This is a genomic window from Pseudomonas sp. NFACC42-2 (assembly GCF_900116055.1).
In the GTDB taxonomy this organism is placed as follows: domain Bacteria; phylum Pseudomonadota; class Gammaproteobacteria; order Pseudomonadales; family Pseudomonadaceae; genus Aquipseudomonas; species Aquipseudomonas marginalis.
Genome location: NZ_FOZO01000001.1, coordinates 824,045 through 847,110 on the forward strand (window position 1 = coordinate 824,045; position 23,066 = coordinate 847,110).

Consider the following 23,066-nt stretch of genomic DNA (forward strand, 5'->3'; position numbering starts at 1 on the left):
GGGAGTTGCTCCTTTCAGGCGGCGACGGCCAGGTTGATCGACGTACCGCGCAGGGTGCGGTGCAGGCGTACCTGCAGCTCATTGCCAAACGCGTAGTAACGGGTGAGCAGGGTCTGGCCGCGCGCCGCGAAGCGGTTATAGGCGATCACCGCCGGGATCGCCGCAAACAGGCCGATGGCCGTGGCGATCAAGGCTTCGGCGATGCCCGGCGCTACGGTGGACAACGTCGCCTGTTGCACCTGGGACAAGCCGATAAAGGAATTCATGATGCCCCACACCGTGCCGAACAGGCCGATGTACGGGCTGACCGAACCCACGGTCGCGAGAAATTGCAGGCCCTTTTCCAGCTCGATTTCCTGCTCGGTGATCGCCACCTGCAAGGCCCGCTCCACGCCTTCGAGCACCGCCGGGTCATGGCTGTGCAAGTGCTGGTATTCCTGGAGCCCGGCGATAAAGATCGGCGCAATGCCGCCCTCGCCTGTCTGCTGGATCTCACGGGACAGTGCCTGCAAATCCGGCGCGGCGCGAAAGCGCTGCACAAAAGCGTTCAACTGCCGCTCCAGGCGGCGCAGCACACTGCCGCGCTGGATAATCAGGTACCAGCTGAGCAAGGACGCCAACAGCAAGGTGAGCATGACAGCCTTGACCAACAGGCTGGCGTCGCTGATCAAACCCCAGATCGTCATATGTTCCATCGTCGCGTGCATGGTGAATCTCCCATTCGATTAAAAAGTGATGACCGGTTGATGACGGTTCACGGCAATTTCAATGCGCGGGTGACCTCGGCCCAGGGCACGAACTTGAAGTTCTGGGTCTGCTCGGGCATGCGCTTGCGCCCGTCCTGCACCACCAGCATGCCTTGGCTCCATGGCCCGCCGAGGTTGATGGCGGTGACTTCCAGGCCATCGGTTTCCGACGCACCGTCGATACCGGCGGCGGCGTTCAAGCCGACGCGAAAGCCGCCGTGCACGGCAAACGGCGGTTCGGCATCCACCACCAGGTAGCTGTCATTGCCTTGGCTGGAGATCACCAGGTAGTCATGTTTATCGCTCTGGTACAGCGCCAGGCCCTCGACATCCGCATGCAATTGCGCGCCGACCTTGATCACGCTGGTCAACGTCGCCGGTTGATCGGCGCGCGCATCCACCGCCCACACGCCGACGTCTTCCTCACCGATAAACAGGCGCTGGCGCTGGTCGTCGGCTACACAGCCTTCGGGTTGGCTGTCGACCTTGAACTGGCGCACCAGCTCGCCATGCACACGGCCGTCCGGCGCGCTGAGGCGGTATTGCAGGAAGGTGCCGTCCTTGCCATTGGCAATCGCGTAGATCTCACCGCTGGCGGGCTGGAACAGGCAGATGCCATAGATTTCCTTGAGCGGCGTGGGCACTTCACCGGCCTCACGCAGCTCGCCGCTGCGGCGGTCGATGCTGAACAGGCTCAGGCTGTTGTGATCGCGATTGCTCGCCACGGCCAGGTCCACCGTTTGCGCGCCAAGCTTGAAGTTGGGGCGTACGTCGACGTTATTCAGGCGGCCCACCGCCAGTTCCTGCAACAGCTTGCCGTCGAGGTCGTAGGCGAGCAGGCCCTGTTTCTTGTTGGTGCCAAGCACACGGCTGTTGGCCGGGGTTTGCGGGTGAATCCAGATCGCCGGGTCATCCGCCGCGTCGCCCTGGCGGCCGACCGGGTCGCTCTGGCGCAAGGCCGCGACTTCCGGCAGCACCGCAGCCGCCGCGACAGGTGTGGCCTGCCAGTCGAGCCTGGCCTTGTAGAGCGTGCCGCTGTCATCATCGCGCACCAGCAACTGGCGGCCATTGAGCGCCAATTGCTCCGGCTCTTTCAGACCCGGCAGGCCCAGGCTCGATTGCTCCACCCAGCGCTCGCCGGTGTGCTGGAACAGGTGTAACCGGGCGGTCTTCGGGTCCAGGGCAACCAGGCCACCGGGTACCAGCGCCATGGCCCCGGCTTCGCGCTTGGAAGTGTCGAACAGCGCCACCGGCGTGCGTTTCACCTCGGCTTCCGGGTGCGCCGGGTAGGCCCACCAGCCGACATTCTCTTCATTCACCAGCAACTGCTGGGTGGCATCGTCCACCTGGCAGAACTGTGCCGACGGCGGCAGCGGCAGACCTCGTACACGTTGGGGGTCGGTGAGCAGCGTCGCGCCGTTGCCCACCAGCCATTGCTCGCCCTTGCCCTCTTCGCCCACCAGGAACACAAACAGGTTGGCCGCGGCGTCGCGGTACAGGCACAGGCCATTTACCGGGTAGTCGCGGGTCGGCAGGTACAGCGGCTTGCCCCAGCTTTTGCTGGTGCTGTCCAGGTTGATCAGCAACGCCTGTTGGCGCTGGTTGTCGAGGCTGGCGACCAGCACCTGGGCACCTGCGGCGCGGGTGTCGAGGCTGCTGAAGTTCCCCTTGAAATGCGCCAGCTCGGCGCCCTGGCTGTCGAGCAGTTGCAGGCCGTCGCGGGTGCTGGCGGCCACGCGCTCGGTGGCGTTGGGCAGGAAGGCCACGGCTTCGGCCTTCAGGCTGGGTGCCCACGGGGTCAGCGCCAGGTCGGCGGCGAACGCATGGCCGCTGGTGACCAGGGCAATCAGCAGGTACAGCTTGGAAATTCTCATGGACAAGCTAATCCTTCAAAAACAATGGAGATCAAATGTGTTGAATTCAAAAATGAGTGAAGGTCAGGCCCACTTTGTAGGTGGGGCCGTACTCTTCGTATTGGCCGTTGTAGCTGCGGTGGCCGGTGTAGACGAAGTACGACTCATCGGTGAGGTTCTGGGCCTCGAAGCTGACCTTCAGGTTCTTGGTCAGCGAGTAGCGCGCGCTGAAGTCGACGAAGGTCTGCGCGTCGACGTGCAGGTCGTGGGCCTTGTCGTTGATCGAGGCCAGTTCATACAGGTAGGCCGACTTGTAGTTGGCCGACAGGCGCAGGCTGAGCTTGTCGTCCTCCCAGCCGAGCATCAGGTTGCCGACTGTGTCCGACTGGTTGGGCAGGCTGATGTTGCGCTTGCGATCCGTGCCGCTGGCGGCGTCGAAGCCTTCGATATCGGCGCTGGAGCGGCTGAAGGTGCTGTTGGCGCCGATCAGCAAACCGTTCCACGGTGCGGGCAGCCAGTCGAACTTCTGTGAGTAGGCCAGCTCCAGGCCGTAGAGCTTGGCGCTGTCGCCGTTGGCGTAGGTGTGGGCCTCGGCGAAGTTGGTCCAGGCGCCGGTGCCGGCGAGGTCGGTGTTGTAGACGAAATTCTTGATGTCCTTGTAGAACACGAATGCCGACACGGTGCCGGCGCGGCCCATGAAGTGCTCGATACCCAGGTCAAGGTTGCTCGATTCCAGGGGCTTGAGGTCCGGGTTGCCGAAGGTGGCTTCGTCATCGTCGATCACAAAACCCGGCGCCAGCTGGCCGAACGTCGGGCGCACCACCGACTTGGTCCAGGCCGCGCGCACCTGGGTGTTCTTGTCGATCTTGTAGCGCGCATGCAGGCCCGGCAGCCAATGGTGATAGCGGCGCTGGGTCTCGGTGGGCGTGAACACGCCATCGGTGGCACCGGTGCCCTTGGCTTCGAACTCGGTGCCTTCGTAGCGCAGCCCGGCGATAAAGCGCCAGTCGTCAACGTCGAGGGTGTTCATCAGGTAGCCGGCGTTGATGTCCTCGCGGATGGTGAAGTCGTTGACCCGCGATTCGGTCTCGTCATAGAAATCCGCCGGGTTGAGGCTGCCGATCAGCTGCTTGATGGCGCTGGGGCTGATGCCGGGGCCGTAGTTGCCCAAGCGATAGTCGACGCTGCCCTTCTGGAACCGGCTGAGGTTGAGTTGGTCGGCGCTGAAACCGAGGGTGTCGAAGTCTTCGTAGACCCAGGCTTCCAGGTCGTTGTCCTTGTTGCGGCGACTGACCTTGCCGCCGAACTTGACCTGGGACGCATAGCCGCTCAGGTCATAGTCGCGGGCCAGGTCCAGGCGCAGGTTTTTCTCGGTGTCCTGGGTGTTCTGTTTTTCCCAGTCGACCTTGTCGAGGCTGAAGTTGCTGGCGTCGTAGAAGCCGCTGCCGATGATCGGGCGGGGTTTGTCCTTGTCGTAGAAACCGCTGTTGGCAAAGTCGCCGCCGTCGAAGGTGGCGCCGGCGATATGCGCCGGGCTGTCTTCGCTGGACTGGCTGTAGCCGGCCTGGCCGCTTAAGGTCCACAGGCCGAGCATGCGTTCGCCGCCGAACACATAGGATTGGATTTCCTGGGTTTCCTCACGGTTTTTCAGCTTGCGCTTGCCCTCGGCATCGCCCAGTTGGCCCGGGGCCTGGGGGTCGGCAAACTCGATGCTGGTGGAGTTGCGGGTTTCGGTGTCGGTGTAGCGGCTGTAGAGGGTGCGCAGGTAGTAGCTGCTGAGGTCGTCGGGCTTGTAGTCGAAGTTCAGGCCACCGCCGGCACGCTCGCGGCTGATGTCGTAGTCGCGCTGTTCGAACTCGTTGAGCCGGGCGCCGTCGGTGAAGTCCCAGGCGCCGCCGGTTTCGACGTTGTCCGAGCCGAAGTCGCGTTTTTGCCAGCTCAGCGCCGCGGCGACGCCGAAGTTGTCGATACCGTCGCCGAGGCTGAAACGGTTACTGGCGGCGCCGGAGAATTTCGGGCTGGTCTGGCGGGTGTTCTTGTCGTAGCTGGCTTCGCTGCTGCCGGTGTAGAACAAACCTTTATGGTCGAAGGCCGAGAGGCTTTGCACATCGACGGTGCCGCCGAGGGAATTGGCGTCCATATCCGGGGTGAGGGTCTTGATCACCGACAGCGACTGCACCAGTTCCGAGGGCAGCACATCGAGGGCCACGGCGCGGCGCGCGCTTTCCGGGGCGGGCACCAGGGTGCCGTTGATGGTTACGCTGTTGAGGTCCGGGCCCAGGCCGCGCACGCTGACAAAACGCCCTTCGCCCTGGTCGCGCTCGACACTGATGCCCGGCAGGCGCTGCGCCGCTTCGGCGACGTTCTGATCCGGCAACTGGGCCACGCCGTCGGCATGCACCACGCTCTTGATGCTGTCGGCGCTGCGTTGCTCCTTGAGCGCCTGGTCGATGGCGGCCGCCTGGCCGACCACCTCGACGTGCTCGGTGGCGCTCGCTTCGGCGGCGCTCAACCGTTCACTGGCCATCGCCAGGGCCAAGGCGGTAAGCGTAAAGCTGACGAGCCCGGTGCGCTTGTACATGCAATCCTCCCCAAGAATCCGTTGGCGCCAGGCAAGGGGCCCGGCAACTGGGAGGGCAAGCTAGGGGTGGGGGATGACGGTTCTGTGACAGCAGGTCTGTGGCAGGCCCATAAACCGGGGGGTTTAGCCGATTTCCGGTTTGAAATGAGCTGAAATGACCTCAGTAGATCGAATGTGGGAGGGGGACTTGCTGTGGTGAAGGGGCTTGTCCCCCGACGGGTTCACTGAGGATACGGGGGGGCCTGCTTCGCAGACCGGCGCGGGGCAAGCCCGCTCACCACAGCAAGCCTCCTCCCACATTTTTTGATCGCCAGTGTGTTTGAGCTGAGCTGATTCGACCCTCCTCCACCGTCATCCAACGGTCACATCCATCTGCTGTGCTGGCGCCCACCACTCATTTGCCCAAGGACCCGCGGCCATGTTTTCCGTGCTCAAGCCCCACCGCTGGAAACTCTCGTTGCTGCTGATCGCCGCCAACCTCGGGCTGATCCTGCACCTGGCCTGTGGCGAGTTGAAAAGCGTCAGCGAATGGGTATGGCTGGATATCTTCGGCGAAGGCGGTTCCGCCCTGCTCGCCCTGGTGTGGCTGGGCCTGGTGCTCAAGAGCCGCCCCGCCGGGCGCGTCACCAATTACCTGGCGCTGGGCCTGTCATGCATCTTTTTTTCCTGGTGGATCGACAGCCTCGACGAATTTATCCGCCTGCCCGACAGCATCACCTGGGACCATTGGCTCGAGTCCGGGCCGATGCCGGTGGGCATGATCCTGCTGACCATCGGCATCTACCACTGGCACCGCGAACAACTGGCGATCAGCGCGCAGATGGAAAAGCGCGAGCGCTTGTTCCGTGAGCATCGGTTGTTCGACAAACTCACGCCGCTGGCCGGCGCCGATTACCTCAAGCGCCAGCTGGCCGACAGCCTGCAGGACAGCCGCGAGCAACAACAACCGCTGTCGCTGCTGGCCCTGGACCTGGACAACTTCGCCGCCATCAACCAGGCCTACGGGCATGCCGAAGGCGACGCGGTGTTGCAGGCCCTCAGCCATTTGCTGCTGCTCAACCTGCGCCGCCAGGACCTGGTGTGCCGCCTGGCCGGCGACCGTTTTGTGGTACTGCTGCCCAACACCGGCGAACGCCAGGCCAAGGAGCTGGCGCTGGAGTTGCAGCAAGCGGTGCGCGGCCTGGCCCACAAGACCCGGCAACAGGGCGAACGCCTGCAACTGGCGGCGACCACCGCCGTGGTCATGGCCCTTGAAGAACCGCCCCAGGACTTGCTCAAGCGCCTGAACCTGGCCTTGGCCAGGGCCAAGCAACCCCTTGCGAAAAGTGCCTGAGATGGCCGTGAAAACCAGCTGGTATGAAGCCGACAGCCGCTTTATCCCAGGGCATTACCAACCCGCCACGCTGATCGACCTGGCCTTGTCCCGGGACATCGACAGCCATCGCCTGCTGCGCGGCACCGGGCTGTTTCACGAGGACATCCTGGCCGGCACCGCGCACCTGAGCCCGCAGCAGTTTTTCGGCTTGATCGGCAACAGCCGCAAGTTACTGGACGCCGACGACAGCAGTTTCCTGTTTGGCCAGCGCCTGCTACCGGGCTATTACGGTGCCGCCAGCCACGCCCTTGGGCATGCGCAGAACCTGCACCAGGCCCTGGAGATCCTGATCCAGCAACAGGTGCTGCTCAGCCCGTTGGCCAGCCTGCAACTGGAGGTGGATGAGCACCACGCCTACCTGTACTGGCTGGACAGTTGCGGCGCCGGCGAGCACTGGCGTTTCCTGCTGGAAGCCAGCATGACCTCGCTGGTTGCCATGAGCCAATGGCTCAGCGGCGAGCGCCTGCCGTGGACGTGCAGTTTCAGCCATGCCGAACCGCGTTATATCGAACAATATTGGGTGCACCTGGGCGAAGACACGCGCTTCGAGCGCCCGCTGGACATGATGACGATCCCGCGCGAATACCTCACCCGCACCTGGCCGGGCGCCTCGGCCACGGCCGGCCAGGTGGCGCGCCGCCAAGCCCGCGAGCAGATCGAGCAGCTGGGCTTTGCCGGCAGCTTTCTCGACTGCCTCTACGAGTACCTGCGTGACCAGGTACGCCAGCCGCCCAGCCTGGAACAGGCGGCCCACGCCTTCGCCATGAGCCCGGCGACCCTCAAGCGCAAGTTGCACAAGCACGACACCGGTTTTCAACAGCAGGTGGACCGGGTGCGCAAGCAGGTGGCGTTGCACCTGTACCAGGTCAAGGGCTACAGCAATGATGAGGTGGCGGCGTACCTGAACTTCAACGATGCGGCGAATTTCCGGCGCTCATTCAAGCGCTGGACCGGCAGCACCCCGAACCTGATCCGCCAGCTGTTCAACAGCCGCTAGCCAGGCGTTCGCGCAGAAACTCCACCAGCGCCTGCACCGGCCGTGAGCTTTGCCGGTGCTGGGGGTACACCGCCGACAGGGTCAGGGCTTCGGGGGAAAAATCATCGAGGAGCGTGACCAGCCGGCCGTCCTTCAACGCGTCGCCGACGATAAAGGTCGGCAGGTAGGTGACGCCCAGGCCGGCGACGGCGGTATCGCGCAGCAACTCGCCGTTATTCACGCGCATACGGCCGGTGACATTCAGTGCTTGCAGCTTGCCTTTGAAGCGCCATTGCACCTGGCGGCCATGGCCGTAGGGCAGGCAGTCGTGTTCGGCGAGGTCTTCGGGTTTAAGCGGCGTACCGCGCAGTGCCAGGTACTCGGGGCTGGCGCAATACACACGCTCGATGCTGGCGATACGGCGAGCGATGAGGGTGGAATCTTCCAGGGTGCCGATGCGCAGCACCAGGTCATAGCCCTCACCGATGAGGTCCACCGGGCGGTCGCTGAGGTCAACTTCCACCGACACCTGGGGATGGCGCTGCAAGAACACCGGCAACAGGCAACCCAGGTGCGCCATGGCGAACGACAACGGCGCACTCAGGCGAATGGTACCGCGCGGCTCGCTGTTCTGGCCGGCGATGCCCTGCTCCACTTGCTCGACTTCACCGAGCAGGCGCAAGGCGGACTCGTAGTAACTCTGGCCCAGGGGCGTGACATCCAGGCGGCGCGTGGAGCGGTTGAGCAGGCGCACGCCGAGGCGATCTTCCAGCTGGATCAGGCGGCGGCTGACGAATTGCTTGGACAGGCCCAATTGTTCGGCGGCGGCGGTGAAGCTGCCGGATTCCATGACCTGGCAGAACAGGCGCATGTCTTCGAAGGGGTTCATTGTCGCTTCTCGGTAGACGATGGGCTGATTTATAGCGGGTTCATGGGCACACCACAAACCTAATGTGGGAACACAATCAAATGTGGGAGGGGGCTTGCCCCCGATAGCGGTGCATCAGTCAACAATACTGAGACTGACACACCGCTATCGGGGGCAAGCCCCCTCCCACATTGATTACCTACAGGCTTGAAAACCGGTTACTTGGCAGTGAACGCCGAGTAGCTGTTCATCAGGTTGCGGTAGTTGGGAATGCGCGGCGACAGCAGGTTGGCCAGGCCTTCCATGTCGTTGCGCCAGTCCACTTGCAGCTCGCAGGCCACGGCGAACCAGTTCACCAGCTGCGCACCGGCGGCGGTCATACGGGCCCAGGCGGCTTGTTGCACAGTTTCGTTGAAGGTGCCGGAGGCGTCGGTGACCACGAACACCTCGAAGCCTTCGTCGAGGGCGCACAGGGTCGGGAACGCTACGCACACATCCGTCACCACGCCGGCAATGATGATCTGCTTGCGACCGGTAGCCTTGACCGCCCTGACGAAATCTTCGTTGTCCCAGGCGTTGATCTGGCCAGGACGGGCGATGTACGGCGCGTCCGGGAACAGTGCCTTGAGTTCCGGCACCAGTGGGCCGTTGGGACCGCCTTCAAAACTGGTGGTCAGGATGGTCGGCAGGTTGAAGAACTTCGCCACATCGGCCAGGGCCAGTACGTTGTTCTTGAATTCGTTGGGGGAGAAATCCTGCACCAGGGAGATCAGGCCGGTCTGGTGATCCACCAACAGCACTACGGCGTCATCTTTGTTCAAGCGCTTGTAAGTCATGGGTTAACTCCTTTGTGGGTTTAGGTATCAGAACGCAAAGCACGAGCAGCCAAACGCCCCCCAGAAACCCTGGAAGTCGCTGACCGGCACGCTGGAAAGGCGCGCTTTTTCGTGGCTGTGGGAATGCACGCCGCACGGGCCGCTGCATTGGTGTACTTGAGCCTGCACAGGCGAACTCGGACGCCAGTGCCCCGGCACCTTGACCACCGGCGACCAGTCCGGCAGCACCGGTACGCGTGGAGGTGCAAAGTCTTCGAAGTCGCCGGCGCCGTAGACCACCTTGCCGCCGACCACGGTGAGCACCGATTCGATCCACTTGATGGCTTCTTCATCGACGCTGAAAAAGTCCGCCGACAGCGCCGCCACATCCGCCAGTTGGCCGACCTTGATCTGGCCTTTCTTGCCCTGCTCGGACGAGAACCAGGCGCTGCCATGGGTGAACAGTTCCAGCGCGGTCAGGCGCGACAGGCCTTCGGCGTGCAGCTCCAGGCCACCGACGGTGCGGCCGCTGACCATCCAGTACAGCGAAGTCCACGGGTTGTAGCTCGAGACTCGCGTGGCATCGGTGCCCGCCCCCACCGGCACGCCTTCGGCCAGCATGCGCTTGATCGGTGGCGTGGCTTCGGCGGCCTTGGCGCCGTAGCGCTCGACAAAATATTCGCCCTGGAACGCCATGCGGTCCTGGATCGCGATACCGCCACCGAGGGCGCGGACCCGCTCGATATTCTTCGGGGTGATGGTTTCGGCATGGTCGAAGAACCACGGCAAGCCATTGAACGGGATGTCGCGGTTGACCTTCTCGAACACATCAAGCATGCGCGAGATGGACTCGTCATAGGTGGCATGCAAGCGGAACGGCCAGCGCTGCTCCACCAGATGGCGCACCACCGGTTCCAGCTCCTGCTCCATGGTCAGCGGCAGGTCGGGACGGGGTTCGAGGAAGTCTTCAAAGTCCGCCGCCGAGAACACCAACATTTCACCGGCGCCGTTGTGGCGCAGGTAGTCATCGCCCTGGTGCAGGGTGACGCTGCCGGTCCAGTTCTTGAAGTCGCTGAGTTCTTCCTTGGGCTTCTGGGTGAACAGGTTGTAGGCGATGCGCACCGTCAGTTGCTCATCCTTGGCCAGTTGTTCGATCACCGCGTAGTCATCGGGGTAGTTCTGGAAACCACCGCCGGCATCGATGGCGCTGGTCAGGCCGAGACGGTTGAGTTCACGCATGAACTGGCGGGTAGAGTTGACCTGGTATTCCAGCGGCAGTTTCGGGCCTTTGGCCAGAGTCGAGTAGAGGATCATCGCGTTAGGTCGCGCCACCAGCATGCCGGTGGGGTTGCCGTGGCTGTCGCGCACGATCTCGCCGCCCGGCGGGTTCGGCGTGTCCTTGGTGTAGCCGGCCACGCGCAGGGCGGCGCGGTTGAGCAAGGCGCGGTCATACAGGTGCAGCACGAACACCGGGGTATCCGGTGCGGCCTGGTTGAGTTCTTCCAGGGTCGGCATGCGTTTTTCGGCGAACTGGAATTCGTTCCAGCCACCCACCACCCGCACCCATTGCGGCGTCGGGGTTCGGTCGGCCTGCTCCTTGAGCATGCGCAGGGCATCGGCCAGGGACGGCACACCTTCCCAGCGCAGCTCGAGGTTGTAGTTCAGCCCGCCACGGATCAGGTGCAGGTGCGAGTCATTGAGGCCAGGGATCACGGTGCGGCCCTTGAGGTCGATGACCTGGGTGCCGCTGCCACGCAGGGCCATGGCCTCGCCATCGGTGCCGACGGCAACAAAGCGCCCCTCGCGGATGGCGACGGCGGTTGCCCGCGGGTTTTCACGGTCCACGGTGTGGAACTGGCCATTGAACAGAATCAGATCGGCGTTCATAGGGTTTCCTTTACAGAGGCTTCAAGCCAGGGAGCGAACAGGCGGGTGGCGGCCGGCATCAGCAGGTAGACCACCAGCAGGACGATGGTCACGGTGACCAGGAAGGTCGCGACCACGTAGTTGGAGAGAAACGGGTGCAGGCCGAGGATCGGGGCCCACACGATCGGCACCAGCAGGGTCAGCGGCAGGATCACGCACAGGGTCACCACCGCCTGCTTCCAGCGCGGCGGCTTGGCGGCGCTGTCGGCCAGGGGCGTGAACCAGAACTCGTTGAGCGCACCGATTTCGGTCTTGTCGCCGTCGGCCAGCATCGGCGTGGCTTCGGCGATCAGGGTGTTGCGCTCGGGGGAATTGAGCCAGGTTTCCAGGTCATCGGTGGAGCGGTAGCGCAATACGCAGGTGAACAGCGTCAGGCCGTTCTGTTTGCTGCGCACCACGTCGACACCGAGGTGGCCGGGACGCTCGCCGGCGATGCGCACGGTGCGGCGTAGCCAGGCTTCGTAGTCGGCTTCGCGGCCGGCCTTGATCAGGTGTTTGACGACCAGGGTGACGACTTCGTCGGGCCCTGTCTGTGGTGCTGGGTCCATGGGATGCCCCTCTGCCTTGAAATGTCAGCGATGAGGGGAGTTTGCCGAGGACAGCGTCAGGAAAATTGCATGTACGTGCTGTTTGAGGGGGACGGCTGGAAAGGGCTCACCAGCCTTCTTTCAGCATGCGCAACTCCAGGTGCTGCAACAGCATGATGGTCTTGCCGTCGGCGATCTCGCCGCTCTGCACCATGGCCAGTGCCTGCTCGAAACCCAGCTCCAGCACCTCGATGTCCTCGCCCTCCTCTTCCAGGCCGCCGCCATGGCCGACCCGGTCCCCCGGCTGGTACTCGCCGAGAAAAAAGTGAATCCGCTCGGTGACCGACCCCGGGCTCATGAACGCCGCATAGATCTTCTCTACATGGCCGACGCGGTAGCCGGTCTCTTCCTCGGCCTCCAGGCGAATGCGCTCTTCGGGGCTGGCGTTGTCCAGCAACCCCGCCGCCGCTTCAATCAGATAGCCGTGGTAGTCATTGACGAAGGTGGGCATGCGGAACTGGCGAATCAGCAACACGGTGCGTTGCTCACGGTTGTACAGCAGGATGGTCGCGCCATTGCCGCGGTCATACACCTCGCGGGCCTGGGCTTGCCAACTGCCGTCGCGGCGACGCAGGTCGAAGCTGTATTTTTTCAGCAGGTACCAGTTGTCCGAGAGGGTTTCTTCGGCGGTGATGCGAACGGGGCTGTTGTCCATGGTCAGGCCTTTGCTCAAAAGAGCACGAGCATGTCGCGCCGGCATCAATGGCGTCAAATGCTGTAACACTTTGCAAGCAATCGCCGTGGACGGCCGTCGAATTTATACCTGCCTGTGCAGGCCATCTGGTAAAACCCCAGCTTCACCTTTGCCCAGGAATCTCCATGCCCTTTCGTTTTCTATCGCGCCTGAGCCTGCGCTGGTTTCCCCTGCTGTGCATGGCACTGTTGATCGTCGGCCTGCCCGTGGGCTGCGCGGTGCTGCAACACAAGGAGCGCGAGCTGGTGTTTCGCATCGAACCCGGCACCGCCAGTTGGTACAGCGGCTTGCCCAAGGCGGTGCAGGAATTCGAACTCAAGCCCGCCAGTTTCAAATCGGGGCAGAACATTCATGGCTGGTGGTACCCGGCAGCCAACAAGGACGCACCGGCGATCCTCTACTTGCACGGCGTACGCTGGAACCTCACCGGGCAGCTGTTTCGCATCGAGCAGTTGCACGCCCTGGGTTACTCGGTACTGGCCATCGACTATCGCGGTTTCGGCCAGAGCCACGGCGAGCTGCCCTCGGAAACCACGGTCTATGAAGACGCGCGCATCGCCTGGGAACGCTTCCAGGTACTGCAACCGGACCCCGGCAAGCGCCTGATCTACGGGCACTCACTCGGCGGCGCGGTAGCCATCGACCTGGCCGCCGAACTGGGCAAGCAAACGCCGCTGCCGGTACGTGGGCTGGTGATCGAGTCCACCTTCACCTCCCTGGCCGATGTGGCCGCGGCGGTGGCCAATACCTCGCTGCCGGTGCGTTGGTTGCTGTCGCAGAAGTTCGACTCCATCGACAAGATCGCCGATATCCATATGCCATTGCTGGTGGTGCATGGCCTGGATGATCGCTATGTGCCGCCGCGTTTCAGCGAGCAACTATTTGAAGCGGCCCGGCAACCTAAACGCCTCTTATTGGTGCCGGGTGCCAGCCACAACAACAGCATGAGCCTGGCCGGTCGCAGCTATCGCCAGGCACTCGACAATCTGATGCAAGCGAAGATGCCCGCCCAGGCTGTCACCCACGCAACCGGCCGTGACAACGAGTCATAAATCCGTTTTTCGGCACTGGATTCGCGCTTGGCTGTCAAGCGCAAACCCTGCCCATACTGGCCCTCGCCGGCAGTTGATCAAATATTAACCTTTGGTTAAATCGCCAACCCTGCCGGGCGTTCGCAAAGTTATCCACAGAGATACCCACGGTTTTCGTGGACAACTCTTTTTATTTTTTTACGATTTTTTTGCTGATTAAACGGTTTCTGGAAATGTACCCGGCAGCAGAATCTCGCGATTCACATCGCGTATATCGTTATAGCCACACAGCGCCATCGACACGTCCAATTCACGGGCGATGATCTCGAGCGCCTTGGTCACCCCTGCTTCGCCCATCGCGCCCAGACCATACAAATGCGGGCGACCGATCATGGTGCCCTTGGCGCCGAGTGCCATCGCCTTGAGCACGTCCTGGCCGGAGCGAATGCCGCCATCCAGCCACACCTCAATGCGCTCGCCCACCGCGTCGACAATCGCCGGCAGTTGGCTGATGCTCGACGGTGCACCATCCAACTGGCGGCCACCGTGGTTGCTCACCACCAGTGCATCGGCGCCGGAATTGGCAGCCAGGCGCGCGTCTTCCACATCGAGGATGCCCTTGATGATCAGCTTGCCGCCCCAGCACTGCTTGATCCATTCCACATCGTCCCAGCTCAGGCGCGGGTCGAATTGCTGAGCGGTCCACGATGACAGCGAACCCATGTCCGCCACACCCTTCACATGCCCGACGATATTGCCGAAGCCACGCCGCCGGGTACCGAGCATGCCCATCACCCAGCGCGGCCTGGTGGCCATGTTGAGGAGGTTCGGCAAGGTCAGCCTGGGCGGTGCCGACAGGCCGTTGATCAAATCCTTGTGGCGTTGCCCGAGGATCTGCAGGTCCAGGGTCAGCACCAGTGCGTCCACGCCGGCCGCCTTGGCACGTTCGATCAATTGCTCGACAAAACCACGGTCGCGCATCACATACAGCTGGAACCAGAACGGCTTGCCGACTTGTTCGGCGATGTCCTCCAACGAACAGATACTCATGGTCGACAAGGTGTAGCGCAGGCCAAACGCGGCGGCGGCGCGGGCGGTAAGGATCTCGCCATCGGCATGCTGCATGCCCGCCAGACCGGTGGGGGCCAAGGCAACGGGCATGGCCATGTCCTGGCCGAGCATGGTGGCGCGGATCGAACGTTCATCGATATTGCGCGCCACGCGCTGGCGGAATTTGATCCGGGCAAAATCGCTTTCATTGGCGCGGTAGGTGCTTTCAGTCCAGGACCCGGAATCGGCGTAATCGTAGAACATCCGTGGCACCCGCTTTTGCGCCAGCTTGCGTAAATCTTCGATGGTTGTAATCAACGACATCTAGGTCACCTCTCCCTGAACTGAGCACAGAGAGTAACCGCCCCACAGGTGGGCAACCAGCCATTGCGTTTATATCGATCGCAGACTAATCTCGCACAAACCCGCAAAAAAGCGCACAAACATGCACAACACCCATCACGCCATGGACCTGCCGTCCCTGCGCAAACAAAAGATCCTGTTACTGCTGGAACGCGACGGCAAAGTCACTGCCTCGGAGCTGGTGGACCACTTCGCCGTGTCCCAGGACACCATCCGCCGCGACCTCGGCGAACTCGCCGCCGCCGGCCTGTTGCAGCGCGTGCACGGTGGCGCCCTGCCCCGGCCCAAGGACACCGGCAAGGACTTCTTCACCCGCGTCGGCGAAACCAATGAAGCCAAGCGTCAACTCGCGCAGCTCGCCGCCGAGCGCGTGGAAGACGGCCAGATCGTACTGTTCGATTCCGGCTCCACCACCTTGCAGATCGCCCAATCATTACCGCACTCGATCCGCCTCACGGTGGTCACGCCGTCACCGATGATCGCCATCGCCCTGGCCGACCATCGCGATGTGAAGGTGATACTTGCCGGTGGCCAACTCAACCCGGCCACCTTGTCCACCAGCGGTCACGAGGCGGTGCGCCTGATCCAGGGCATCAAGGCCGACCTGCTGTTTACCGGGGTGTGCGCACTGCATCCGCAAGTGGGCATCAGCTCGCTGCATTTTGATGAAGTCGCGGTCAAGCAGGCCCTGCTCGACAGCGCCTCCCATGTGGTGGCGGTGACCATGGCCGACAAACTCGGTGCGGTGGAACCGTTTGTGGTGGCGCCGTGCAGCCGTATCCACACGCTGATCACCGAGTGGCATGTGCCGAGTGTGGAGGCGTATGAGCAGTTAGGGTTGGAGGTGTTGCGGGTGGAGGTCGAGTAGGTACAGGGCATCAAATAGCGGTGTGGCTGGCAGGCTTTGTTGTGGTGAGCGGGCTTGCCCCGCGCGGGGGCGCGTAGCGGCCCCTCATAAGGCCACCGCCATTATCCTGCCTGCCTGAACGCGGTGACTGGTTTTAGGGCTGCTTCGCAGCCCAGCGCGGGGCAAGCCCGCTCACCACAGCAAGCTCACTCACCCCAAAAAAGCTTGCTCACCACAGCAAGCTCGCTAGCCCCAACAAGCCTGCTCACCACGACAGCACCTTGGCCGCATCGCGCATGAAAATCTCGATGGTCTTGGGCCCCACGCCGTCAAATTCACCCAGGCGCTGTTCGAACGCCTGGCGGTTTTCGCTGGCACTGCGGATGTGGCTGATCTTGCCGGCGTACTCGGCGTTCAGCTTGGCACTCAGGTCCAGCAGGCGCTGCGCGGTGCTTTCGTCGTACCGCACGTAGTGGGCACGCCCCAACATCGCCACCAATTCCTTGGAGGTGCAATGTTGCAGCTTGCGCGCCGTATCGCGCCCCTCTTTTTCAACGATCACCTTGTAGGCCTGGGCCGCAATCGGCGCCTGGATGCGCTTGCCCATCAGGAAGCTGGCGACAAGCCATTTGAACAGGCTGGCATCATCCCCAGGCTTGAGATCGATGCCCAGTTCAGCCGCTGAAATAGCCTTGGCCATGCTCAGTGCCCCAGCTTGCGCTCGGCCTTGTTCGCCTGCTCATTGATGGCGTCGGCCTGGCGTTCGGTGGCCTTGATCGAGGTGGGTGTCAGCACTTTGTCGACGGTTTCGGTGCTGGGATTCGGGCGTTCCAGCGTCTGGCCCTTGGCGGCTTTATCAGTACCTTTTTGCGCCTGTTCGGAACTGATCGGGTCTGGGGTTTTATCGGCAGTCACAGTGAAATCTCCTGGCAGTTGAAGGCTCGCGAAAGCGGCGGGCACTTACGCAGCAGAGGCCTGTGAATGTCGATAGTTCAAGGAAATTGCCGCGGACAAACAGGAACAAAAAAATTTAAACCTTTTGCCCCGGCCTTGGCTCAACAGTCAGGTAACGGCATCCCGCCACTTTCAAGGAGCTCCATCATGACCACTCTGCTGATGAAACAAATGGGCCTGACTTTCGTACTGGTTGCCGGCGCAATATCCAACGCCATGGCCGCCACCTCCAACAGCTTCGTCGATGACGCAGCCCAAGGCGGTATCACCGAGGTGGAAGCCGGTAAACTGGCCCTCGAAAAAAGCAGCTCGGCCGACGTGAAGACGTTTGCCCAGCACATGGTCACCGACCATACCAAGGCCAATCAGGAACTGATGGCCCTGGCAAAAAAACTCGACATCGAAGTGCCGGATGACGCGGCCCTGACTGACAAGGCCAAGAAAGCCATCCTGGAACTGCGCGACGAATCATTTGACAAGGCCTACGCCAACAACCAGGTCGACGCCCATGAAAAAACCGTCGAGCTGTTCAAGAAGGAAGCCGCTTCTTCGGACAATGCCGAGCTGAAAGCCTTCGCCACCAAGACGCTGCCAACCCTTGAAGCCCATTTGAAAATGGCCAAGGAGCTGCAAGCCAAGCACGACCATTAATTCATTCCTGACTCAAGGAGACATTCGATCATGAGTTCGCAACTCAACGGCAAGAAGATTCTGGTCATCACCTCCAACACCGGCATCGAGCGCGATGAACTGCTCAAGCCCCTGGAAGCACTGCGCGGCTATGGCGCCACGGTGACCCACGCGTCCAGCAAAGGCGGCTCCACCCAGACCTTTGTCGGCGACACCGAGAAGGACAAAACCGTGGAATCCGACGTGCAGCTGTCGGACGTGGCCAGCAGCGACTTTGACGCCCTTGTGATCCCTGGCGGTACCGTCAATGCCGATACCCTGCGCCAGGACGCGGCGGCGCTGCGCCTGATCAAGGACTTCGCCGACGCCGGTAAAACCATCGCGGCGATCTGCCACGGCCCATGGACGCTGATCGACGCCGGCGTGATCAAGGGCAAGACCCTGACCTCGTATAAAAGCGTGCGCATCGACCTGGAAAACGCTGGCGCGGCCGGGTGGGTCGATACCGAAGTCAAGCAATGCCAGGCCAATGGCTGGACCTTGATCACCTCGCGTACACCGGACGATCTGCCTGCTTTCAACGAGGCGATTGCCCAGGCTGTCGCTGGTTGAACCGCCAACGTTGAACGCAAACAGGCGCCTTTCGGCGCCTGTTTTGCTTTACCCCTGCCACTCAGCTTTTACGCTGCTCCGGCATCTCCCGCTTGGGCCCGAACATAGCCCACGCAATCAGACCCACCAGCGGTACGAAGATCAGGATCACCAGCCATAAGCCCTTGGTCTCCCAGCCACTGGTGCTGCGCAATACGATATTGATCGCCCACAACTCCAACAGCAGCAGAATCACCGCCAACGCAATCCAGATATATTGAATTTCCATGCTTCACCTCCTAGGTCGTATGCGTTAGTTCAAGTATCGGCCGCGAGGGTTCATTTAAATTTTCCTGGGTGGTGGAATGCAACGTGCCCCCAGGCCGACCATGCAACCTGCACGACAGGCGCTCTCTGCAATCCTCTTCAACCAATTGAATTGAAAGGCCAATTTAAAATCGCTCAAGTTGGTACGCCTGATGCACCACTGCACTGGACGAGGCGTGCATATCGACGCGCCCTGAGTTTCCCGTGAGGTGTCACCGATGAATGCCATTGACCTGCTCAAAGCCGACCACGAACGCGTAAAGGCCCTGTTGACTCAATTGAGTGAGTCCACCGAACGCGGGGTGAAAAAGCGCACCGAGCTACTGGCCAAGCTGGAAGCGGAAATCAGCCTGCACACCAGGCTGGAAGAAGAAATCCTCTACCCGGCGTTCAGAAAGGCCGGCGGCAAGGAACAGGACATCATGTACCACGAAGCCAAGGAAGAGCACCGCACCGTCGACGCCCTGGTGCTGCCCGACCTGAAGCAGACCGAACCGTCGACCACCGAGTTTTCCGGCCGCGTCAAAGTGGTCAAGGAACTGCTGGAGCACCATATCGAAGAAGAGGAAACCGAGATGTTCCCCCAGGCCAAAAAGCTGCTGGGCAAGGCATTGCTTGAAGAGTTGGGCGCCGAAATGGAAGCCATGAAAGCGGCGCATAAAAAGTCGCAATCGAGCAAGCCGATGGCGGCTTGATCGAGGCAGGACCGGAGCCTGGAATTCATCCAGGCTCCTGATACATCTACACGATAGGGGATAGCGTCATGAAGACCAGATCGTCCCAACGGATTGTGCTTATCGTCGGCCTGTCAGCCCTGCTCACCGGCCCCGCCCTCGCCGCCTTTGGCGATAACCCGGAACCTGCCGCCAACGCCTTGAGTGGCGACAGCGCCGCCGGCTCCGCCCTGCCACCGGGGACTTACCCCAGCAGCCCCTCGGACAGCGACAAAAAAACCAAGGATACCGCCAAACCGCCGAGCAAACCCGCCAGGCCGGCTGACACCCCTAAAGACGGCAAGGAAAAACCCCGCTCAGGCAGCTGACGGTTCATCCGCCACCGGCGGCTCGGGCCCTAGCCCCCAGTCGCCATGCTCGTACCAGTCATCACCGAGCATCTCCGCCGGGTGCATGGTGCGGTCGGCGCCATTGCCGCAAGCCAGGTCGGTGGCGGCACAGTAGCGATCACAGCCCCAACAGATACGTTCGGGATGCTTGGGGTGCAGCGGGAAAGGCTTGGCCATGAGTCGACTCCCTGGCGACGAACACTCCCTGCAACCTACCGCCATCCAGCCTGTACAACCTTGACCGGCATCAAGCCTGACCAAGATGAAATATCCTCGGAACTTGACAAGAATCATTATTATTTACTGCTGACCTTCCTAGACTCGGGTTCTCTCCCTCACCCGTCAGGAAGCCTCCATGCGTACCTCTTCTTTGCTGTGCCTTGCCCTGTTGCTGAGTACCACCGTGGCAGTTGCCAAGGAGTACCCCATCGGCGAACCGCAACACTGCTCCGGCCTGGAAATCGGCGCGGTGTACCTGCAACCGATCGAGATGGCACCCGCCGGCATGATGCGCGCCACGGCCGATTCCGATGTGCATCTGGAGGCCGATGTACGCGCCACGACGGACAACGCCCAAGGCTTTCAGGAAGGCAGTTTCGTGCCCTACCTCAACCTGTCTTTCACCCTGAAGAAACAAGATAGCGACACCCCCATCAGCGGCGACTTCCACGCCATGGTCGCCAACGACGGGCCGCACTACGGCGATAACGTCAAGCTGCAAGGCCCCGGCAAATACACCCTCACCTTCAGCGTATTGCCGCCTGCCGGCCACCACTCCCTGGGCCGTCATACCGACAAGGAAACCGGGGTCGCCCCGTGGTTCGAACGCTGCGACGTGCACTACGAATTCGTCTACGCCGGCATCGGCAAAAAAGGCGGCTATTGATGCGCCGCGCCCTGTTGCTCGGCGGCCTGCTGCTAAGCGGCGCGGCAGTGGCGGCGCCGTTGCCCACCTATGCGTTGAGCCTGGAGGACGGTCACTTCGACCCGCCACAACTGGTGGTCAAGGCCGATGAGCGTTTCAAGATCGTGCTCAAGAACATCGGCCAAGGCCCGGCCGAATTCGAAAGCACGCCGTTGCGGGTCGAGAAGGTGTTGTCTGCGGGGGTGACCACCTTTGTGGTGATCCACCCGCTCAAGCCGGGGTTGTACCCGTTCTTCGACGAGTTCAACCCACAGTTGCCCGAAGGCAGCATCCTCGCCGAATAGGAGCCGTTGATGAATCAATCGATGTTTATTGTCTGGCGTGAAAGCGTCGAGGCCCTGCTGGTGATCGGTATCCTGCAGGCCTGGATCAGCCGCCAGGCCGGCCATGCGCAACTGGCCCGCTTCCTCTGGGCCGGGGTGCTGCTGGGGTTGCTGTGTTCGGCCGGGCTGGCCGGTTTGATGCTGTGGGCCGGCGACGCCATGACCGGCCCACAGGGCGAGTGGCTGCAAGCGGCGCTGACCCTGTTGGCCAGCGGCTTGATGGTGCAGATGGTGTTCTGGATGCACCGCAACGCGGCCACGCTCAAACACAGCCTGGTACGCGAGGCCGACGAGCGCCTGGCGCGCCAGGGCGGCTGGGGCGTGCTGTTACTGGCGCTGCTGGCGGTGAGCCGCGAAGGCAGTGAAACCGTGGTGTTTTTGTATGGCGCCGGGGCGCGCCTGCACGATGAGGCGCAAGGCCTGTTCGCCGTCGGCGGCCTGCTCGGCCTGGCACTGGCGGGGCTCACGGTCCTGCTGTTGCGCGGCAGTCGGCGCTTTATCTCCTGGTCACTGTTTTTCGCCCTCAGCGAGGCGCTGCTGTTGTTGCTTGGCGGGGCCTTGCTGATCGCGGCAGTGGACCGTATCAGTGGGCAACTGCTGGGCATGGACATGCCCGAGTGGGTCTACGCCGCCTTCGGTGACAGCCGCTGGGACAGCAGTGCACTGCTCAGTGACAGCCATGGCCTCGGCGCACTGCTGGCCGACTTTGCCGGCTACCGCGCGGCCCCCAGCCTTATCACCGTCCTGGTGCTGCTCGGCTACTGGCTATGGGTGGGCAACGGCCTGCGTCGCTCACGGCGCGCGGCATGAGCTGGCTGCAGCAACTGGGCGATGGCATGCGCCGCCATGCCCGGCTGATCCGTGCCATGCAATGGGCGGTGGTGCTGGCGTATGCCGTGCTGCTGGTACTGCCCGCCGCGCTGCCGTTGCCGGATAGCCAGGCGCGCATGGTGAACAACCTGACGCTGCTGGCGCAATTTATCTTCTGGGGGATCTGGTGGCCGTTCGTGTTGCTGTCGATGGTGCTGTTCGGGCGCCTGTGGTGCGGCGTGCTGTGCCCGGAGGGTTCGCTGAGCGAGTGGGCCAGCCAGCACGGGCGTGGCCTCGGCATACCGCGCTGGCTGCGTTGGGGCGGCTGGCCGACCCTGGGCTTTTGCCTCACCACGCTCTACGGCCAGTTGATCAGCGTGTACGACTATGCCCAGGCAGCGTTGCTGATCCTCGGCGGCTCGACATTGGCGGCGGTGCTGGTCGGCCTGTTGTTCGTGCGCGGCAAGCGCGTGTGGTGCCGTTACCTGTGCCCGGTCAGCGGCGTGTTCGCCCTGCTCGCTCGCCTGGCGCCGGTGCATTTCGCCGTGGATGAACAACGCTGGAAAGCCAACCACGCCCCGCGCCTGCCCCTGCCCAACTGCGCGCCACTCCTGGACATTCGCCGCCTGCAAGGCGCCAGCGACTGCCACGCCTGTGGCCGTTGCAGCGGGCAACGCGGCGCGGTGCAACTGATCGCCCGCTCCTGCAACCAGGAAATTCTCCAGGCGCCGCTTCAACCCGGCTCGGCGTGGGATGCGCGCCTGCTGCTGTTTGGCGTGATCGGATTGGCAATGGGCGCGTTCCAATGGACCGTCAGCCCGTGGTTTATCGCGCTGAAACAGACACTCGCCGAATGGTTGGTGAGCCGCGACTGGCTATGGCTGCTGCAAGACAACGCGCCCTGGTGGCTGCTCACCCACTACCCGCCACTCAACGACAGCTTCAGCTGGCTCGATGGCCTGTGCATCGTGCTGTACCTGGGTGGCAGCGCACTGCTGCTCGGCGGTGGCTGCCGGCTGCTGCTGCGCCTGGCCGCGTCTGTGGCCGGCGATCGCGCACTGTTTCGGTCCCTGGCGCTGACACTCACGCCCCTGGGTGGTGCAGGGCTGTTCCTGGGGCTGTCGGCGACGACGGTGAAGTTGTTGCGCTATGAAGGGTTGGCATTGGCGTGGGTCCAACCGGCTCGTGCACTGATGCTGAGCGCCGCGATTGGCTGGTGCTTGTGGTTGGGGTGGCGACAGCTCCAGGGGCTTGGAACCCGGCGCCGTTGCCTCGGATGGTTGTGCGTACTGCTGAGTAATGGGCTGGTGGGCTATGGCTGGTGGTTGCAGTTCTGGGGGTGGGCTGGCTGATGCACACCGATCCAAATGTGGGAGGGGGCTTGCCCCCGATGAGCATGGGTATCTGTGGCGCGGGCGCTTGCTCCCGTGGCGGCCTTCGGGCCGACCATGTCGTTGGGGTTGGAATGAGTACATATCCATTGTTGCGGTCACGGCTGCTTAGGGTTCCGCTCTTACAGCGGGTCACTTTGGAAAAGAGCCGGAATGCCGGCCCAGCCCAAAGTAACCAAAGGGCTCTTGCCCCACCACTCGGTACCTCGCCTAGGCTCGGTATGCCCGAACGAAGGCTTGAATCCGTGGGCCGCCGTCATGGGCCATCCTTGGCCCAGGACGGCTAACCCGGCGTCCTGCCGGGTTACCCACGGATTCAAGCCTGCGTTCGGCCAGCGTG

The 23,066-nt window shown here is 62.6% G+C and carries 25 protein-coding genes; 12 read left to right on the forward strand and 13 right to left on the reverse strand.

Features of this window, described 5'->3' with window-relative positions; genetic code table 11:
* Nucleotides 1-14: 14 nt before the first annotated feature.
* The 3 genes from tolQ to BM416_RS03635 are packed head-to-tail and all read right to left on the reverse strand — an operon-like array spanning nucleotide 15 to nucleotide 5,180.
* Nucleotides 15-707 (reverse strand): protein TolQ, encoded by a 693-nt coding sequence (gene tolQ, locus BM416_RS03625; RefSeq protein WP_092485468.1) that lies wholly within the window; start codon nucleotides 705-707, stop codon nucleotides 15-17.
* A 47-nt stretch (nucleotides 708-754) separates the two neighbouring features.
* The gene (locus tag BM416_RS03630) at nucleotides 755-2,620 is read right to left on the reverse strand and encodes a phytase (protein ID WP_092485471.1); all 1,866 of its coding nucleotides are present in this window, start codon (nucleotides 2,618-2,620) and stop codon (nucleotides 755-757) included.
* Between the two features lie 46 nt (nucleotides 2,621-2,666).
* The gene (locus BM416_RS03635) at nucleotides 2,667-5,180 is read right to left on the reverse strand and encodes a TonB-dependent receptor (RefSeq protein ID WP_092485474.1); all 2,514 of its coding nucleotides are present in this window, start codon (nucleotides 5,178-5,180) and stop codon (nucleotides 2,667-2,669) included.
* Nucleotides 5,181-5,598: 418 nt separating this feature from the next.
* Here BM416_RS03635 and BM416_RS03640 point away from each other — a divergent pair, with 418 nt between their 5' ends.
* Nucleotides 5,599-6,513 (forward strand): GGDEF domain-containing protein, encoded by a 915-nt coding sequence (locus BM416_RS03640; RefSeq protein ID WP_065941920.1) that lies wholly within the window; start codon nucleotides 5,599-5,601, stop codon nucleotides 6,511-6,513.
* A 1-nt stretch (nucleotide 6,514) separates the two neighbouring features.
* Nucleotides 6,515-7,552 carry an AraC family transcriptional regulator gene (locus BM416_RS03645; protein ID WP_092485477.1) on the forward strand — a complete coding sequence of 346 codons (1,038 nt, stop codon included), beginning with the start codon at nucleotides 6,515-6,517 and terminating at the stop codon, nucleotides 7,550-7,552.
* Here the strand turns inward: BM416_RS03645 and BM416_RS03650 are convergent.
* From BM416_RS03650 to BM416_RS03670, 5 genes are all read right to left on the reverse strand, one after another.
* Nucleotides 7,539-8,420: a LysR family transcriptional regulator gene (locus BM416_RS03650; RefSeq protein WP_092485480.1), complete on the reverse strand. Its 882-nt coding sequence runs from the start codon at nucleotides 8,418-8,420 to the stop codon at nucleotides 7,539-7,541. The two genes, BM416_RS03645 and BM416_RS03650, sit on opposite strands and share 14 nt — an antisense overlap.
* Before the next feature lie 197 nt (nucleotides 8,421-8,617).
* Nucleotides 8,618-9,235, reverse strand: a complete 618-nt coding sequence (gene ycaC / locus BM416_RS03655; protein ID WP_092485483.1) for an isochorismate family cysteine hydrolase YcaC — start codon at nucleotides 9,233-9,235, stop codon at nucleotides 8,618-8,620.
* A gap of 27 nt (nucleotides 9,236-9,262) precedes the next feature.
* Entirely contained in the window at nucleotides 9,263-11,101 is a 1,839-nt protein-coding gene (locus BM416_RS03660) for an amidohydrolase (RefSeq protein WP_092485486.1), read from the reverse strand.
* On the reverse strand, nucleotides 11,098-11,688 hold the full coding sequence (locus BM416_RS03665; RefSeq protein ID WP_027607151.1) for an antibiotic biosynthesis monooxygenase: 591 nt from the start codon (nucleotides 11,686-11,688) through the stop codon (nucleotides 11,098-11,100). The genes BM416_RS03660 and BM416_RS03665 overlap by 4 nt, the downstream gene beginning before the upstream one ends.
* Nucleotides 11,689-11,794: 106 nt before the next feature.
* Nucleotides 11,795-12,382 carry an NUDIX domain-containing protein gene (locus tag BM416_RS03670; RefSeq protein WP_092485623.1) on the reverse strand — a complete coding sequence of 196 codons (588 nt, stop codon included), beginning with the start codon at nucleotides 12,380-12,382 and terminating at the stop codon, nucleotides 11,795-11,797.
* A 164-nt stretch (nucleotides 12,383-12,546) separates the two neighbouring features.
* Here BM416_RS03670 and BM416_RS03675 point away from each other — a divergent pair, with 164 nt between their 5' ends.
* A complete protein-coding gene (locus BM416_RS03675) occupies nucleotides 12,547-13,473 on the forward strand; it encodes an alpha/beta hydrolase (RefSeq protein WP_092485489.1) in 927 nt (308 codons plus the stop codon).
* A gap of 195 nt (nucleotides 13,474-13,668) precedes the next feature.
* Here BM416_RS03675 and BM416_RS03680 read toward each other — a convergent pair whose 3' ends face one another.
* Nucleotides 13,669-14,826 carry an alpha-hydroxy acid oxidase gene (locus tag BM416_RS03680; protein ID WP_092485492.1) on the reverse strand — a complete coding sequence of 386 codons (1,158 nt, stop codon included), beginning with the start codon at nucleotides 14,824-14,826 and terminating at the stop codon, nucleotides 13,669-13,671.
* Nucleotides 14,827-14,947: 121 nt separating this feature from the next.
* On the opposite strand from BM416_RS03680, the gene BM416_RS03685 reads away from it, so the two are divergent.
* Nucleotides 14,948-15,733 carry a DeoR/GlpR family DNA-binding transcription regulator gene (locus tag BM416_RS03685; protein ID WP_092485495.1) on the forward strand — a complete coding sequence of 262 codons (786 nt, stop codon included), beginning with the start codon at nucleotides 14,948-14,950 and terminating at the stop codon, nucleotides 15,731-15,733.
* Nucleotides 15,734-15,977: 244 nt separating this feature from the next.
* On the opposite strand, the gene BM416_RS03690 is transcribed toward BM416_RS03685, so the two are convergent.
* A complete protein-coding gene (locus tag BM416_RS03690) occupies nucleotides 15,978-16,412 on the reverse strand; it encodes a DNA methylase (RefSeq protein WP_092485498.1) in 435 nt (144 codons plus the stop codon).
* 2 nt (nucleotides 16,413-16,414) lie between these two features.
* On the reverse strand, nucleotides 16,415-16,627 hold the full coding sequence (locus BM416_RS03695; RefSeq protein WP_092485501.1) for a hypothetical protein: 213 nt from the start codon (nucleotides 16,625-16,627) through the stop codon (nucleotides 16,415-16,417).
* Nucleotides 16,628-16,813: 186 nt separating this feature from the next.
* On the opposite strand from BM416_RS03695, the gene BM416_RS03700 reads away from it, so the two are divergent.
* Entirely contained in the window at nucleotides 16,814-17,317 is a 504-nt protein-coding gene (locus tag BM416_RS03700; RefSeq protein ID WP_065927205.1) for a DUF4142 domain-containing protein, read from the forward strand.
* Nucleotides 17,318-17,347: 30 nt separating this feature from the next.
* Nucleotides 17,348-17,908, forward strand: a complete 561-nt coding sequence (locus tag BM416_RS03705) for a type 1 glutamine amidotransferase domain-containing protein (RefSeq protein ID WP_092485504.1) — start codon at nucleotides 17,348-17,350, stop codon at nucleotides 17,906-17,908.
* A gap of 61 nt (nucleotides 17,909-17,969) precedes the next feature.
* Here the strand turns inward: BM416_RS03705 and BM416_RS03710 are convergent, their stop codons facing one another.
* Nucleotides 17,970-18,176: a PLD nuclease N-terminal domain-containing protein gene (locus BM416_RS03710; RefSeq protein WP_027607158.1), complete on the reverse strand. Its 207-nt coding sequence runs from the start codon at nucleotides 18,174-18,176 to the stop codon at nucleotides 17,970-17,972.
* A gap of 256 nt (nucleotides 18,177-18,432) precedes the next feature.
* On the opposite strand from BM416_RS03710, the gene BM416_RS03715 reads away from it, so the two are divergent.
* Both BM416_RS03715 and BM416_RS03720 read left to right on the forward strand, forming a co-directional pair.
* Nucleotides 18,433-18,909, forward strand: coding sequence for a hemerythrin domain-containing protein (locus BM416_RS03715; protein WP_027607159.1), 477 nt, complete (start codon nucleotides 18,433-18,435; stop codon nucleotides 18,907-18,909).
* Nucleotides 18,910-18,977: 68 nt separating this feature from the next.
* A complete protein-coding gene (locus BM416_RS03720) occupies nucleotides 18,978-19,256 on the forward strand; it encodes a hypothetical protein (RefSeq protein ID WP_092485507.1) in 279 nt (92 codons plus the stop codon).
* Here BM416_RS03720 and BM416_RS03725 read toward each other — a convergent pair.
* Nucleotides 19,245-19,454, reverse strand: a complete 210-nt coding sequence (locus BM416_RS03725; RefSeq protein WP_092485510.1) for a DUF3079 domain-containing protein — start codon at nucleotides 19,452-19,454, stop codon at nucleotides 19,245-19,247. The two genes, BM416_RS03720 and BM416_RS03725, sit on opposite strands and share 12 nt — an antisense overlap.
* A gap of 178 nt (nucleotides 19,455-19,632) precedes the next feature.
* On the opposite strand from BM416_RS03725, the gene BM416_RS03730 reads away from it, so the two are divergent.
* The 4 genes from BM416_RS03730 to BM416_RS03745 are packed head-to-tail and all read left to right on the forward strand — an operon-like array spanning nucleotide 19,633 to nucleotide 22,687.
* A complete protein-coding gene (locus BM416_RS03730; protein ID WP_092485513.1) occupies nucleotides 19,633-20,163 on the forward strand; it encodes an iron transporter in 531 nt (176 codons plus the stop codon).
* Nucleotides 20,163-20,486, forward strand: a complete 324-nt coding sequence (locus tag BM416_RS03735) for a cupredoxin domain-containing protein (RefSeq protein ID WP_092485516.1) — start codon at nucleotides 20,163-20,165, stop codon at nucleotides 20,484-20,486. The genes BM416_RS03730 and BM416_RS03735 overlap by 1 nt, the downstream gene beginning before the upstream one ends.
* Before the next feature lie 9 nt (nucleotides 20,487-20,495).
* Entirely contained in the window at nucleotides 20,496-21,335 is an 840-nt protein-coding gene (locus BM416_RS03740; RefSeq protein WP_092485519.1) for an FTR1 family iron permease, read from the forward strand.
* Nucleotides 21,332-22,687 (forward strand): 4Fe-4S binding protein, encoded by a 1,356-nt coding sequence (locus BM416_RS03745; protein ID WP_092485522.1) that lies wholly within the window; start codon nucleotides 21,332-21,334, stop codon nucleotides 22,685-22,687. Before BM416_RS03740 ends, BM416_RS03745 begins: the two co-directional genes overlap by 4 nt.
* Nucleotides 22,688-23,066 lie beyond the last annotated feature (379 nt).